The 14,282-nt window shown below is 31.5% G+C and carries 13 protein-coding genes and 1 pseudogene; 7 read left to right on the forward strand and 7 right to left on the reverse strand.

Annotated elements, in window-relative coordinates:
* The first annotated feature begins 24 nt into the window (after nt 1-24).
* The 7 genes from rlmD to L3J35_09720 all read left to right on the forward strand — a co-directional run bounded on the left by rlmD (nt 25) and on the right by L3J35_09720 (nt 4,891).
* A complete protein-coding gene (gene rlmD, locus L3J35_09690; protein ID MCF6366458.1) occupies nt 25-1,464 on the forward strand; it encodes a 23S rRNA (uracil(1939)-C(5))-methyltransferase RlmD in 1,440 nt (479 codons plus the stop codon).
* A gap of 81 nt (nt 1,465-1,545) precedes the next feature.
* On the forward strand, nt 1,546-2,631 hold the full coding sequence (locus L3J35_09695; GenBank protein ID MCF6366459.1) for a SiaB family protein kinase: 1,086 nt from the start codon (nt 1,546-1,548) through the stop codon (nt 2,629-2,631).
* Nucleotides 2,632-2,633: 2 nt separating this feature from the next.
* Nucleotides 2,634-3,026, forward strand: a complete 393-nt coding sequence (locus tag L3J35_09700) for a DUF1987 domain-containing protein (GenBank protein ID MCF6366460.1) — start codon at nt 2,634-2,636, stop codon at nt 3,024-3,026.
* Between the two features lie 38 nt (nt 3,027-3,064).
* Nucleotides 3,065-3,478: a DUF1987 domain-containing protein gene (locus L3J35_09705; protein MCF6366461.1), complete on the forward strand. Its 414-nt coding sequence runs from the start codon at nt 3,065-3,067 to the stop codon at nt 3,476-3,478.
* 87 nt (nt 3,479-3,565) lie between these two features.
* Nucleotides 3,566-3,979, forward strand: a complete 414-nt coding sequence (locus L3J35_09710) for a DUF1987 domain-containing protein (protein MCF6366462.1) — start codon at nt 3,566-3,568, stop codon at nt 3,977-3,979.
* Nucleotides 3,980-4,022: 43 nt separating this feature from the next.
* Nucleotides 4,023-4,424 (forward strand): DUF1987 domain-containing protein, encoded by a 402-nt coding sequence (locus tag L3J35_09715; protein MCF6366463.1) that lies wholly within the window; start codon nt 4,023-4,025, stop codon nt 4,422-4,424.
* 77 nt (nt 4,425-4,501) lie between these two features.
* Nucleotides 4,502-4,891, forward strand: coding sequence for a DUF1987 domain-containing protein (locus L3J35_09720; GenBank protein MCF6366464.1), 390 nt, complete (start codon nt 4,502-4,504; stop codon nt 4,889-4,891).
* Here the strand turns inward: L3J35_09720 and L3J35_09725 are convergent.
* From L3J35_09725 to L3J35_09755, 7 genes and pseudogenes are all read right to left on the reverse strand, one after another.
* Complete coding sequence (locus L3J35_09725; GenBank protein MCF6366465.1) at nt 4,888-5,610, reverse strand: geranylgeranylglyceryl/heptaprenylglyceryl phosphate synthase; 723 nt, start codon at nt 5,608-5,610, stop codon at nt 4,888-4,890. The two genes, L3J35_09720 and L3J35_09725, sit on opposite strands and share 4 nt — an antisense overlap.
* A 159-nt stretch (nt 5,611-5,769) precedes the next feature.
* Nucleotides 5,770-7,755 carry an excinuclease ABC subunit UvrA gene (gene uvrA, locus L3J35_09730; protein MCF6366466.1) on the reverse strand — a complete coding sequence of 662 codons (1,986 nt, stop codon included), beginning with the start codon at nt 7,753-7,755 and terminating at the stop codon, nt 5,770-5,772.
* Between the two features lie 516 nt (nt 7,756-8,271).
* Nucleotides 8,272-10,680 (reverse strand): annotated as a pseudogene (gene uvrA, locus L3J35_09735) (excinuclease ABC subunit UvrA).
* Nucleotides 10,681-10,794: 114 nt separating this feature from the next.
* The gene (locus L3J35_09740; protein ID MCF6366467.1) at nt 10,795-11,355 is read right to left on the reverse strand and encodes a hypothetical protein; all 561 of its coding nucleotides are present in this window, start codon (nt 11,353-11,355) and stop codon (nt 10,795-10,797) included.
* A gap of 76 nt (nt 11,356-11,431) precedes the next feature.
* Complete coding sequence (locus L3J35_09745) at nt 11,432-12,082, reverse strand: hypothetical protein (GenBank protein MCF6366468.1); 651 nt, start codon at nt 12,080-12,082, stop codon at nt 11,432-11,434.
* Nucleotides 12,083-12,104: 22 nt separating this feature from the next.
* On the reverse strand, nt 12,105-13,022 hold the full coding sequence (locus L3J35_09750) for a TPM domain-containing protein (GenBank protein MCF6366469.1): 918 nt from the start codon (nt 13,020-13,022) through the stop codon (nt 12,105-12,107).
* A 32-nt stretch (nt 13,023-13,054) separates the two neighbouring features.
* Nucleotides 13,055-14,035, reverse strand: a complete 981-nt coding sequence (locus L3J35_09755) for a TPM domain-containing protein (GenBank protein MCF6366470.1) — start codon at nt 14,033-14,035, stop codon at nt 13,055-13,057.
* Between the last annotated feature and the right edge of the window lie 247 nt (nt 14,036-14,282).

The following is a 14,282-nucleotide window of genomic DNA, read 5'->3' on the forward strand; positions in this document are numbered from 1 at the left end:
CAAATTTATTAAGTTAAGTATAAAATGGCAAGACGAAGAAGAAGCAAATTTCCTAAATATGAAAATGTTGAAATAATTGACCTTGCTCTTGAAGGCAAAGCAATAGGCAAAGTAAAAAATATTAATTCCGAACAGGGCGATTTAACAATTTTTGTAAGTAAAACAGTTCCCGGAGACATAGTTGATGTTCAGATTAACAAAAAAAAGAAAAATTACAGAGAGGGCTATCCCGTAAAGTTTCATAAATATTCTGAAAAAAGAACAGAACCGTTTTGTGAACACTTCGGTATTTGCGGAGGTTGCACAAGGCAACAATTAAGTTATGACGACCAAGTTCATTACAAACAAAAACAAGTCATCGAAACTTTAAAACGTATCGGAAAGATTGAGCTTCCGGAAATAATGCCTATTTTGAAAGCACCTGAGATAACTTTTTACAGAAATAAGTTAGAATATACTTTTACAAACTCTCGTTGGATAACACAAGAGGAAGTAGATTCTGATATAGAAATTGAACGATTTAAAGGCATCGGCTTCCATATACCCGGTAAATTTGATAAAATTTTAGATATCGAAAAATGTTGGTTGCAAGCAGAACCATCAAATAGTATTCGTCTGTTTATAAGAGATTTTGCTGTTAAAAACAATTATGATTTTTTCAATCATTACAAAAAAACCGGATTCCTGAGAACATTAATAATCAGAACAAGTACAACCGGCGAAGTAATGATAATTCCTACTTTTTTTCATAATGATAAAGAAAAAATGGAAAAGTTGTTAAATGCAATATCCGAAAAGTTTCCTGAAATCACATCTGTAAACTATGTAGTTAATGAAAAGCTAAACGACAGCATCACAGATCAAGAAGTTCTTCATTACAAGGGGAAGGAATATATTACAGAAAAAATGGATGATATTATTTTTAAAATAAGCCCTAAATCATTTTATCAAACAAATTCTGAACAAGCATATAATTTATATAATGTAGTAAAAAAATTTGCAAACTTTAAAGGCGGCGAAACAATTTACGATTTATATACCGGCACAGGTACTATTGCAAATTTCATTGCAAAACACGTAAAAAAAGTAATAGGAATTGAATATGTAGAAGATTCAATTAAAGATGCAAAAATTAATTCAGAAATTAATTCTATTAACAATACTGAATTTTATGCCGGAGACATGAAAGAAATTTTGACAGATGAGTTTATTTCCGAAAAAAACAAGCCGGATATTATGATAACTGACCCTCCGAGATCAGGAATGCATAAAAAAGTTATAGAAACAATATTAAATGCTTTTCCTGAAAAAATTATTTATGTAAGTTGTAATGTTGCAACACAAGCAAGAGATATTGAACTGTTAGCCGAAAAATACAGAGTAACTAAGGTGCAACCCGTTGATATGTTTCCGCATACACACCATGTTGAAAATGTTGTTTTATTAGAAAAAAATGATTTTTAAACACCGAAATTGCATATTAAGTAAAAAAAATTTTCTTTTTAACTCTTAATGTAATATTTTTACGACAAATAAATAAATACTATGACTACAAAAACAATATTTGATTTCTACAAATTACTGGAAAAGGATAATATAAGTTTCAGTTACAGAGGAAGTTTTTCGAATAATGTTCTTACTATGGCAACACAACTTTTCAAAGAAAATTTGGGAGAAGAACATGACAGGCTCAGAAATAAATTATCATTCTTAATGATAGAAAGCTTCCAAAATATATCAAGGTATGCCGATAAAGAAGACAATATAAATCTTGATGAAACAAGTGAATTTTTCATGACCCGAAATATAGGCGATACATTTTATATTATCTCCGCAAACTTAATTGACAACGATAAGATACCTACGGTAAAAGAAAAACTTGAACGAGTTAATACCCTCGAAAAGAAAGAGTTAAATATGCTTTACAGAGAAGTTCTTACCAATAAACAAATAAATGAGAAAGGAGGAGCAGGCTTAGGTTTTATTGAAATGGTAAGAAAAACTAAAGGAAAATTACCTTTTGATTTTGTTAAAGTAGATGATAAACAATCTATGTTTTTTATGCAAATTGAATTAAAAAATGCTTCTGTTGATGACGGTTTTGACCCCATTCCTTTATCAGATGCAAAATTTGTTCAGGAAATGGTTGCAGAAGAAAACATTTTAATGATGCATAAAGGAGATTTTTCTGAAGAAGCAGTAGGACCTATGCTCAGGATGGTAGAAGAAAATATGCAAAGTGTTTCTTTAAAAGTGCACAAAAAAATATTTCATTTTTTAGTTGAAATACTTCAAAACATAAGTAAACACAGCTATAAAATAAATGATAAACATGAAGGAATATTCCAAATCGGTTTTGATAACAATAAATTTCATATAGGAACCGGAAATTTTATCGCAAATAATGAGATTGAAAATTTAAGATCTCAAATTGATATGGTAAACAGTAAAACTCGTGATGAATTAAACGAATTATACAGAAAATTTCTTCGTGAAGGAAAAATGACAAAAACCGGAAGTGCCGGATTGGGATTAATTGACCTAGCTCGCGAAACAGACGATGATATTAAATATGAATTCACAGAAGTAAATGATGATTATTCTTTCTTTTCACTAACCGTTAATTTTTAATTATGTTGGAACCTATTATAAGAGAAAAAACAAAAAACAGTCCGGAAGTTATTCTGGATAAAGAAAACAGTACCTTTAAAATTGCAGGGAGATCCATAGTTGAAGACCCCGGAGAATTTTATTCGCCGATATACAACTGGTTAGAAGAATATGTAAAATCACCGATTAATTTTACCGATTTTACCTTTGATTTAGAATATTTTAACTCCTCATCTGCCAGGCAAATTATGGAAATTATTATGGTATTAGAGAAAATTAATGAAACTGACAAAAAAGTTAAGGTTAATTGGCTGTATGAGGAAGGCGATGAAATGTCAAAAGAAAGAGGAGATGAAATTAAGTTAGTATCTAAATTAGATTTTGAGATTAAAGAATACCCGGCTGAAGAATTCTGACATCTTTAGTTCTGAATATTTATAATACTCAAGGCAATATGATTAAACCAATTATTTTAGGAAAAACCGAAAATACACCTGAAGTAATATTGGATAAGGAAAATAGTGTTTTTCAAATTTCAGGCAGATCAATAGTTGAAAATGCACATGAATTCTATGCTCCTATATTATCTTGGCTAAAAGAATATTTTAAAAACCCGAATAACAGTACCGAATTAGTTTTAAACTTAGATTATTTAAATTCATCATCTTCCTTACAAATTATGAAGATGATTTTTTTATTTGAACATAATAAAAATGATAGCATTAATTTAAAAATAACTTGGAAATATGATAGTGAAGATGAAATGTCTAAAGAAAGAGGAGAAGAGTTAATGCATTCAACTTCGATTAAATTCGAACTGGAAGGTTTTGAAAATGAAGAATTTGAAGAATTCGATTTTCAATTTTGACAATAAAAATTTCGGCACACTAAATAGTTTTCTGTAAAAAACTTTTTTGAGATATAAAACTCTGTTTTCAAAAAAAGAATACAAAAAATGTTTAAACCGATAATTTTAAATAAAACAGAGCAAACACCCGAAATAATCCTAGATAAAGAAAACAATGTTTTTCATGTTAAGGGAAAGTCGATTATTTTAGATGCTTTAAATTTTTATACACCGATATTAAAGTGGTTTAAAGAATATTTTGAGAACCCGAATAAAACGACTGAATTAGTTTTTAATATTGAATATTTGAATTCCCCCTCTTCTTTGCAAATTATTAAAATAATAAATTTATTTGAACTAAACAGAAATAAAAAAAACATACTGAGCATAAAATGGTTATATAATAAAGAGGATGAAAGAGCAAAAGAAAGCGGAGAAGAGTTCAGACAATTAACAGAAATTAATTTTAAGTTAAAAAGTTACAACGCTGATTTAAATGAGGACTTTAATTTTGAAATATAACCACTAAAATAATTAAATTTTATAGTAATTAAAAAATTAAAAAATGCTTGCTCCGATAATAATAAAAAAGGACTCACTTTCTCCTAAAGTAGTATTAGATCAAGAATCAGGGGTTTTCTGTTTGTCCGGAAAATCTATTGTTGAAAATGCACATGATTTTTATACCCCGATACTGAATTGGTTTAAAGAATATTTTAAAAAACCGAACAAAAGCACACATTTAATATTTTATATTGAGTATCTTAATTCTTCATCGGCACTTCAAATATCAAATCTTATATTCTTATTCTCAGAAAACAAAAAGGGTAATCAGCTAAAAATCACATGGTTATATGACGAAGATGATGAAGCCATGAAAGAAACGGGCAAAGAATTTCAATATTCAAATACTCTGAAATTTGATGTGAAAAAATTTAATGCCGAAGAATTTGATTTAGAATTTTAATTGTTAAACGCAAAATCTAAAAACAAAATTAAACACACATAAAAACCTACTATAGAATAACACCAAAAACAAAACGTATGTTAGAACCTTTAGAAATTCACAAGTCAAAACTTATACCGGAAGTTATCTTAGATAAACAAAAAAATATTTTTAAAATTTCGGGCAAATCAATAACAGTTAATACAGCCGAATTTTATTCACAAATAATACTTTGGTTTGAAAAGTATCTTACAAATCCTAATAAATGCACCAAATTAGAGTTACAACTTGAATATTTAAACTCATCATCTTCAATACAAATTAATCGGTTAATGAGTTTGTTAGAAAAAAATGAAGATGCCGAAAAAGAAATAAAGATAATTTGGCTGTATGAAAATGATGACGAATTAATATATGAAATAGGCAAAGAGCTTCAAAACTCAACAAAACTTGATTTTAAACTGCAAGAAATAGAACTAAGCAATTAAAAAGAATGGATTTTCTCTGAAAATTGCTTAATTAACTCCGGTTTTCTTTCAAAAGCAGTTCCTGTTACAATAATATCTGCTCCCGAGCGGCAAACCTTTTCAACAGATTCAACATCTTTAAATCCGCCTCCGACAATTAACGGAATATTAATAGAGCCTTTGACTTCTTTAACCATTTCTTCGGCAACATGATTTATTGCACCGCTTCCGGCTTCCAAATAAATTAATTTATTACCTGTTAATTCTCCGGCAATTGCAGTAGCAGCGGCAATATCAGGTTTATTAAACGGAATAGGTTTTGTGTTACTCATATATTCAACAGATGATTTATTACCTCCGTCAACCAAAATATAACCGGTTGAAATAATCTCTAATTTGCTTTTTTTAAGAAAAGGTGCGGCAATTACATGATTTCCTATCAATAAATCCGGGTTTCTTCCCGAAATTAAGGACAGAAGTAAAATTCCGTCTGCTTTATCAGAAATTTGCAAAATACTGCCGGGGAAAAGTATAACCGGCAAGTCTGAATTTTGTTTAATAATTTCAATTGTATCATCCAAACCGGAAGAAACAAGGCTTCCGCCTACCAAAAAAAAGTCTGCACCGTCATTCTGCGATTTCTCTGAAACAAATGCAAGCCTGTCATTCGATTGTTTATCAGGATCTATTAAAACTGCAAGTTTCTTTCTGTTCGAATTAAATATAGAATTATATAACACTTTATAGTTTAATTTTATAACATAAGCATTATCAAAAATAAATATTTTTTTCGGAAAACATAACTTTTAATTTGAATTATGAACGAAAGTTTAAAGGTAAACTTAAAAATACAACAAAGCATAACATTTTATACGATTAATAAATGCTTATTGCTTCAATTATATAAAAAACTGACTCAAATCATCACTTGATATAAGGTGTCCGCCGTTGTTACCGCCTTCCGGACCCAATTCAATTACATAATCAGCATAACGAATAATATCTCGATTATGCTCGGTAAGAATAATTGAATTTCCTTTATCGCACATATAATCCATTAGTTTTAAAAGCGTTTCCGTATCTTTAAAATGAAGCCCGGTTGTCGGTTCATCAAATAAATACAGGGTTTTACCATGCTGCTTTTCAGATAATGATAAAGCTAATTTTATACGTTGCAATTCTCCTCCGGAAAATGTGTTAAGACTTTGCCCGAGTGTTAAATAATCAAGTCCGATTTGCGAAAGCACATAAAAATAAGACAATAGCTTTTTATTATCTGAAAAAAACTTACTTGCTTCTGAAACCGTAAGATGCATAACTTCAAAAATTGATTTATCTTTATATTTGATATTCAACACCTTATTCTGAAATCTTTTTCCTTTGCATTCCTCACAAATTGTATAAACATCTGCCAAAAAATCCATTGCGGTTTTTATCTTTCCTGTTCCTTTGCAGTTTTCGCACCTTCCGCCTTTTGTATTAAACGAAAAATCCGTTTTTTTAATGCCTTGTTCTTTTGCCGATTCTTCTTCTGCAAATAAAGTTCTGATTATGTCAAAAAAGCCGATATAAGTTGCCGTATTGCTTGACGCACTTTTTCCCGGAAGGTTTTGATTAACATAAATAATTTTACTGAACTTTTCAAAACCCTTAATATTTTTACAATTTACCGGACGTTTTGCATTTGCCGACTTATAAAGCACATCAAATAAAAGGCTTGATTTTCCGCTTCCCGAAACACCTGTAATTGCCGTAATTCCGCCCGAAGGAAACTCAACATTAATATTTTTCAGATTATTGGCATAAGCATTTTCAATTAAAATACCCTTGCTTAATCTTCGTTTCTTAAAATTTAAACTTATCGGATTTCTCAGATACTTACCTGTTAATGAGCCTGATGCAGAAATAATATTTTGCAGGCTTCCTTCTGCAACTATCTCCCCTCCTCCGCTTCCTGCTCCGGGTCCGAGGTCAATAATATTATCGGCACAAGAAATTATATCAGCATCGTGTTCAACAACAATTACCGTATTGCCCTCATTACGAAGCTTGTATAATAAGTTTATCAGTTTTTTCGTATCTTTATAATGAAGCCCTATGCTCGGTTCATCCAAAATATAAGTGATGCCGGTTAAACCCGAAACAAGTTGTCCTGCAAGTTGCATACGCCTTGATTCTCCGCCGGATAATGTATTGCTTCTTCTGTCAATTGTAAGGTACGAAAGACCGATGTCATTTAAAACATTTAATCTGTTCAGAACTTCGACACGTATATTTTTAATTATCTTCAGAGTGCCTTTATCTTTAATTATATTTTCAAGCGAATTAAAAAAAGTAATGCTTTGTTTAACCGATAAAGCTGATAGTTCAGCAATATTTTTTTCTGCAAATTTTACCGAAGTTGACTCTTTTCTAAGACGTGTTCCTTTGCATATTTTACATTGTTCTTGTTTCATAATCGGCAGCATGCTGTCGCCTCTTTTATCTGCATGTTTTCTTTCAAATTCTTCATTAACAAGTTTTAAAAACCCAAGCCATTTTGTCGTGAATTTGTGTGAGCCTTCAACATTTTTCCGTTTATATTTCCAATCAACATCATAAGTTTGCTTACCTGTTCCGAACATTGCAATATCCTGTGCATCAGAGCTTAGCCTGTTCCACGGAAGTGTAAAATCAATTAAGTGTGTTTTACCGACTTCATATAAAATTGCAATATATTGACCGAAATAATCATCGTAAAATTTACCGGTTTTATGCCCGCTCATTGCACCCTTCCCGAAAGCAAGTTCAGGATTTGAAATTAATTTTTCAACATCGCAAACAATACTGTAACCCAAACCTTTGCAAGTAGAACAAGCTCCTTGTTCATGATTAAATGAAAACATTGAACTTGTTAAAATTTCATGTTCTTCTGAATTACATTTTCTGCACCTTCTTTTGTTAAGTTTGCTTCCGCAATCGGAACAATAAGTTGTTCCCGCTCTTGAAAACAGAAGTCTGTAATAATCATAAATTTCTGTTTGTGTTCCGAGTGTTGATCGTTGATTTTGTGTTTTCGACTTACTGTTTATTGCAATTGCCGGCGTAATTCCTTTTGCTTCTTCAAAAGAAGCATCTTCTTTTTGTTTTATAAAAGTTCGCAAATAGGTTGAAAGACTTTCGAAATAACGTTTCTGACCTTCTGCAAAAATTGTATCGAATGCCAAAGAAGATTTTCCGCTTCCTGATACACCGGTAATAACAGTTAGTTTATTAACAGGAATAGAAACATTAATGTTTTTTAAATTGTGCGTTGTAACCCCCTTAAATTCAATCGGTTTTGATGTATTAAAATGATTTCTCTTAATTGATTTAGAATGCTTATTTTCAAATATTTGTTTTAATTCTTTTCCGATAACTGATTTTTTGTTTTCAATAAGTGCTTCGGGGGTTCCTACTGCAATAATTTTACCGCCTTTATAACCGCTTCCCGGACCTATATCAACCACATAATCGGCCGATTTAATAATATCGATATTATGCTCGATAATAATAACCGTATTTCCTGCATCGACTAAATTATTTAATGACTTCAGCAAAATTTCAATATCATAAAAATGCAAGCCTGTGGTTGGTTCATCAAGAATATAAAGTGTATGCCCTTTAGCTTTTTTACTTAATTCGGAAGCTAATTTAACGCGTTGAGCCTCACCGCCAGACAGCGTTGTTGCCGGTTGTCCGAGTGTAATATATCCCAAGCCCAGTTCTTTCAAAGTTGATAAATACTGCATCAACTTCGTTTGGTCTTTAAAAAATTCGCAAGCTTCATTTACGGACATTTCAAGAACTTCGTATATGCTTTTACTATTATATTTAACGGAAAGTGTTTCATTATTAAATCGTTTTCCGTTACATTCAGAACAAATAATGCTCACGTTTCCCATAAAGTGCATTCCTATTTGTTGTACACCGGCACCTTCGCAGGTTTCACATCTTCCGCCTTTGTTATTAAAAGAAAAGCGACCTTTTTTCCATGTTTTTTCTTTTGATTCGGGTAAATCGGCAAATAAATCTCTTATATAATCAAACAGTTTTGTATAAGTTGCGGGGTTGCTTCGCGGCGTTCTGCCGATGGGTGACTGATTAATTTCAATGATTTTTGAAATATGCCCAACACCCTGAATATCAATATGCTTTCCGATAACCAATTTTGTTGCTTCTTGCAATTCGGCTTTTAATTTGTTTGCCAGAATATCATGAATTAAACTTGATTTCCCCGCACCCGAAACCCCGGTTACAACATTTAACACACCAAGCGGAAATTCAACATTAATATTCTTTAAGTTATGGTGAGATGCTCCGGTTATTTTAATGAATTTACCGTTTCCTTTTCGTCTTTGTAAAGGAATTTTAATTTGCCGTTTTCCGGAAAGAAAATCGTGTGTGATGCTGTCTTTTATATCTTTTGTCAGAAAATCATTCATACTGCCGGAAAACAATAAGTTTCCGCCGTTTATACCGGCAAAAGTTCCTATATCGATAATCCGGTCGGCATTTCTGATTGTATCTTCATCATGTTCAACAATTAAAACCGTATTTCCGTTGGCGGTAAGTTCTTGCAATACTGACAACAACTTTTTATTATCCTTCGGGTGCAAACCGATTGAAGGTTCGTCTAAAACAAATAAAGCTCCCCGAAGTTGTGATGCAACTTGATTTGTCAGTCTTATTCGTTGTGCTTCTCCGCCCGAAAGTGTTGTTGATTCTCTGTTTAAAGTTAAATATTCTAATCCGAGGCGTAAAAGTAAATCTGTTCGTTTTAAAATTTCATTGCGAACAGGGTTTACAATGTTCTTTTTCTCAGAATCAAATAAGGTTATTTTAAAGAAGTGATGTAATTCTGAAATATTCAGTTCTGTAAAATCGGCAATTGTTTTGTCGTAAAACATTACGTTTAAAGCATCTTTATTCAGTCGTTTACCTTTGCATACCGAACATTTTTGCGTTGTAACGAATCGTAATATGTTTTTATTTCTGTCTCTTTTAAGGATGTCGTCCATTACCGGAATTATTCCTTTATAAAAACCTTCTTCACGAGGTTTTACGGTAATACCGCTCCATTTCATACGACTTTCTAAAGAGTGTTTTCCGAAAAGAACTTTTATTTTATCGGTTCCGTAAAGTATTATCTTTTTCTGTTCTTCTGCTAAGTTTTTCCAGGGAATATCTACGTTAAACCCGTGTGCATTGCAGACTTGATTCATTACATCAATGGTAACTTGTGAATAAACGGTATAACCACTCGGTGTTGTGATAACTAATGCTCCTTCGCGTAAAGTTTTTGAATCATCTTCAATGAGTTTATTAACATCAATTTTATCCTCTACACCTAAGCCCTTGCAATTGGGACAAGCTCCGTAATGTGAATTAAATGAAAATAATCGGCGTTCAATCTTTTTTTTGGCAGGTTGTACAGGTTTTCCTAAGCGAGCAAACAGTAATCGTAAATAATCGTACAATTCAGACATTGTTCCGACCGTTGAACGCGGATTGCGAATAACAGTTTTTTGATTAACTGAAATTGTAGGCGGTAACCCGGTTATTTTAATGACTTCGGGACGATTAAGCCGTTTAAAGTATTGTCTTACGTGCGTTGAAAATGATTCAAGGTAACGTCTTTGCCCTTCGTTGCAGATAATATCATAAACCAAAGATGATTTTCCTGACCCTGAAACACCGGTTACAACAGTAATTTTATTATGCTCAATTTCGACATTAATATTTTTAAGGTTATATTCGGATGCTCCGGTTATTTTCAGCTTTTTATTCAAATTAGATTAAATTATTAATACAAAGGAAGTACAATACTTAGGTATGGTGGTACATCAAGTTAAAAAGTAAAAAAATAATTTATTTTGCTGCTTATATATTCCGGAAAGAGATTATTAATAATCCAAAGCACCTCTCATCGGTTTTGTTCCGTTAAGGTAAACTCTTATTCCGGCTTTATTTCCTATAATATTTCCTTCATCGTCATATCTGAAATAGGCCAGCATTATTGAATTTACTTGTTTATACATTTTTAATTGTTTTTCATCGAAATACCAATCTTCAGTAAATAATATTTGTCCTATATCTTTTCGGCTGTATTGACTATCTAACTCCTTTACTTCTTCAATTGTCATTTCTTTACCCGTAGTATATTCGTATGCTTTGAGTTTTCCGTCATATACGGCTTTAAAAATATGGTTTGCAAGTATTTCGGTTTTTGCACCTCCCAGCCAATCTTTCATATAGTATTCTTCTGAGGGCTCGGGGTTAATAACATTTGTAATATACATTATGCTGTCAGCAATAACAACTGCCGAGTCACTTGCATTAACAAGTTCGGTATTTATTTTTTTGTTATCTCCGGTATCTGTTTTTTGTATTTTGTCTGTTTTTTCAGATTTGCATGCAAACAAAATAAGAAAAATTAATGTTGAAATGATTTTAAAGAATTTCATTTTATCTAAATTAGAATTGTTAAATAATATGTTGCAAATTAATAAAGAAACTTTTTTATAAAAAATATTCTGTTATTTATTCTTCAATTATTATATCATTTTTAAGTTCATTAGTATCATTAGGTTTAATTGAGTAACCATTTTTTAACAAGAGGTTGCCGTACAAATGTATGGCCGTTATTATTCCCTCGGCTGTTTTATTCTTTTTTATTCCTGAAACAATAGTATCTACAAGCTCTTTATGTTCCTTATCTTCAATTTTTTGATTAATTCCGGAATCTGCAATAATTTTTACCCGGTGTTCAAATTCGCTGATAAAAATTAATATTCCGGTTCTGTCTTTCGTATTAAAAACTTCTTCGTTTATGAAAGCTTCGGTTGCTTTTTTATGAACAGCTTCTTCTTTCTTTTTCGAACTTATTAATACTCTTTTAATAAACGGAATAAAACTTACCGAAATAAATGTTAAACCCATGAGTACAATCTGGAAAATACTGTAATTAAGAATGTTAAACTTAAAAGGCAAAAGCCAGAAGTAAGAAAGAGCATTAATAATTATAAGGAATAAAATACTTGCAAACAGACTTGCCCATGCAACCGTTCCGTTATAATTATCACTTTTTTTTACAAAAAAGGTAACTATTTCTCCCGAAGTTGTTTTTTCGACTTTTCTTACCGCTTCTTTAATATTTTGTTTTTCTTGTTCGGTAAATTTTATTTTTTTCATTTTCTTTATTTTTTAATTTTAATTACCAAGAACCCGAAGCTCCTCCGCCTCCGAAACTGCCTCCGCCTCCGCTGTAACTTGAACTTGAGCTGCTTGATGAGGAGCTCCAACTACTTGATGAATAAGAGCCGCCACTATATGAGCTTCCGCTTGAAAAGTTCCAGTATTTCTTTTTTCCTGTTAATGTTCCGATCAAATTAATTAAAAACGGAATTATATTTATAAAGCCTGTAGCCCACATAAATGCGTATGCCACACTAAAATCATTACTAATAATTCCTGCGAGCAATTGGATTCCTAAAATTCCGATAATAACCAAAGACATTACCCAAAACTTTGATTTAAGCAAAAAGTAGGGAACAAACATTGTCAGCACTATTATAATAAATAAAGTTATAATCAAATTATCTGCGGAAGAATTTTCAGGAGTACTAATCTCTGAAATTTCATCAACAGTAGGCAATACTCCTGAAATTAATCCGATAATTCTGTCAATCCCGGCGTCAATGCCTTCATAAAAATCTCCGCTTTTTAATTGAGGAGTTATCTTATTATCTATAATGTATTGTGCTTCGGCATCTGTTATTATTGCCTCAAGTCCGTATCCGACTTCGATTCTGAGTTTTCTGTCATTTTTTGCTATCAGTAAAATTATTCCGCCATCGTTTTCCGCCGATCCTATTTTCCATTTTTCAGCTAATCGTATTGAATATTCCTCTATACTTTCTTCGCCTGTTGTAGGCAACATAAACACAACAATTTGCCCGCTGTTATTTTGCTCAAACTGCATTAGTTTATTTTCAATGTTCTTAAGTTGAAAATCATACAGCGTATATGTTAAATCAGTAACCGGACCTTTAAGGTCAGGAATAGGAATCTTTTCAGCAAAAGAAAGGTTGCAAATTATTAATGTTATTATTATCAGTATTGTTTTTTTCATATAAACTTATTTTAAAATGTATCTGTTTGTTTTTACCACGAACCGGTTGCACCGCCTCCTCCGAAACTGCCCCCTCCTCCGCTATAGCTTGAGCTGCTTGATGAATTTGAACTGTATGAGCCCGAACTGTACGAACCGGAAGAAGAACTCCAACTTCCTGACGAACCTGGATGAGAACTCGAACTTCTTGAGAAAAAACCTGACGGATCATTTCCGGTTCTCTTTCCCCAAATATATGCAGCTGTCTTTATTATTAAAATAATTAAAATAGGGAATACAGAAAATACGGAATAGATAAAACCAAATAGTAATAATCCGGATGAGAAACCTAATAACAGATTAATTCCGACTATCAATATCATTAGTATCAGGTAAAAAAGTATACCTTTCTTTAAAAAAACATATGGCATAAAAGCTGTTAACGACATTAATATAATAGCTGTTACATACCACAGCATACTAACATCTTTTGTTTCTTTTTCAGGCTTTTCTTTTACTTTAAGTTCGACAAAAGTTTCTTGAATATTAATATTTCCTTTTATTGATTCTGAAATTGCATCAATTCCGTTATAAATTCCGTTATAAAAGTTACCGTTTTTAAATTCCGGTGTTATGATGTTATCAATAATGTATTCAGCATCTGCATCAGTGATTTTATTTTCGAGTCCGTAGCCGACTTCAATTCTTAATTTTCGGTCGTTTTTTGCAATTAAAAGAATGATACCGTCATCATTTTCTGCTGACCCTATCTCCCATTTTTCGGCTAATCGAATTGAATATTCTTCAATACTTTCTTCTCCGGTAGTAGGCAACATTAATACAGCAATTTGCCTTGAACTGTCTTTCTCAAAATTCAATAATTTGTTTTCTAATTGAATTATCTCAATTTGGCTTAGGGTTTCGGTTAAATCAGTAACAGGGCTTTTTAATTCCGGAATAGGGATAGTTTGTGCCGAAATAAAATTTGTGATATTTAAAAATAGATAAACTATAAAAAATTTCGCAATTTTCATTTATGGTTTCTTTGCATTAAATTCGAAAAATAATGAAAATATTGTAAACAAAAAAATATTACAAATTGATAATGCAGTTTTTTTTGAGGAGAACAAAAAACGGTATAATTCTTATATAGCAGAATCAATGTCGTTTAGTTAAGGATTAATCATAACTGTGTAAAAATAAGAAAAATATAATAAAAAGTTCTTTGAAATTTTGCTTTTTAAAAATAGTATTTATTTTTACGGTATATATAGGGGGTAA

This window comes from Bacteroidales bacterium (assembly GCA_021648725.1).
Lineage (GTDB): Bacteria > Bacteroidota > Bacteroidia > Bacteroidales > JAADGE01 > JAADGE01.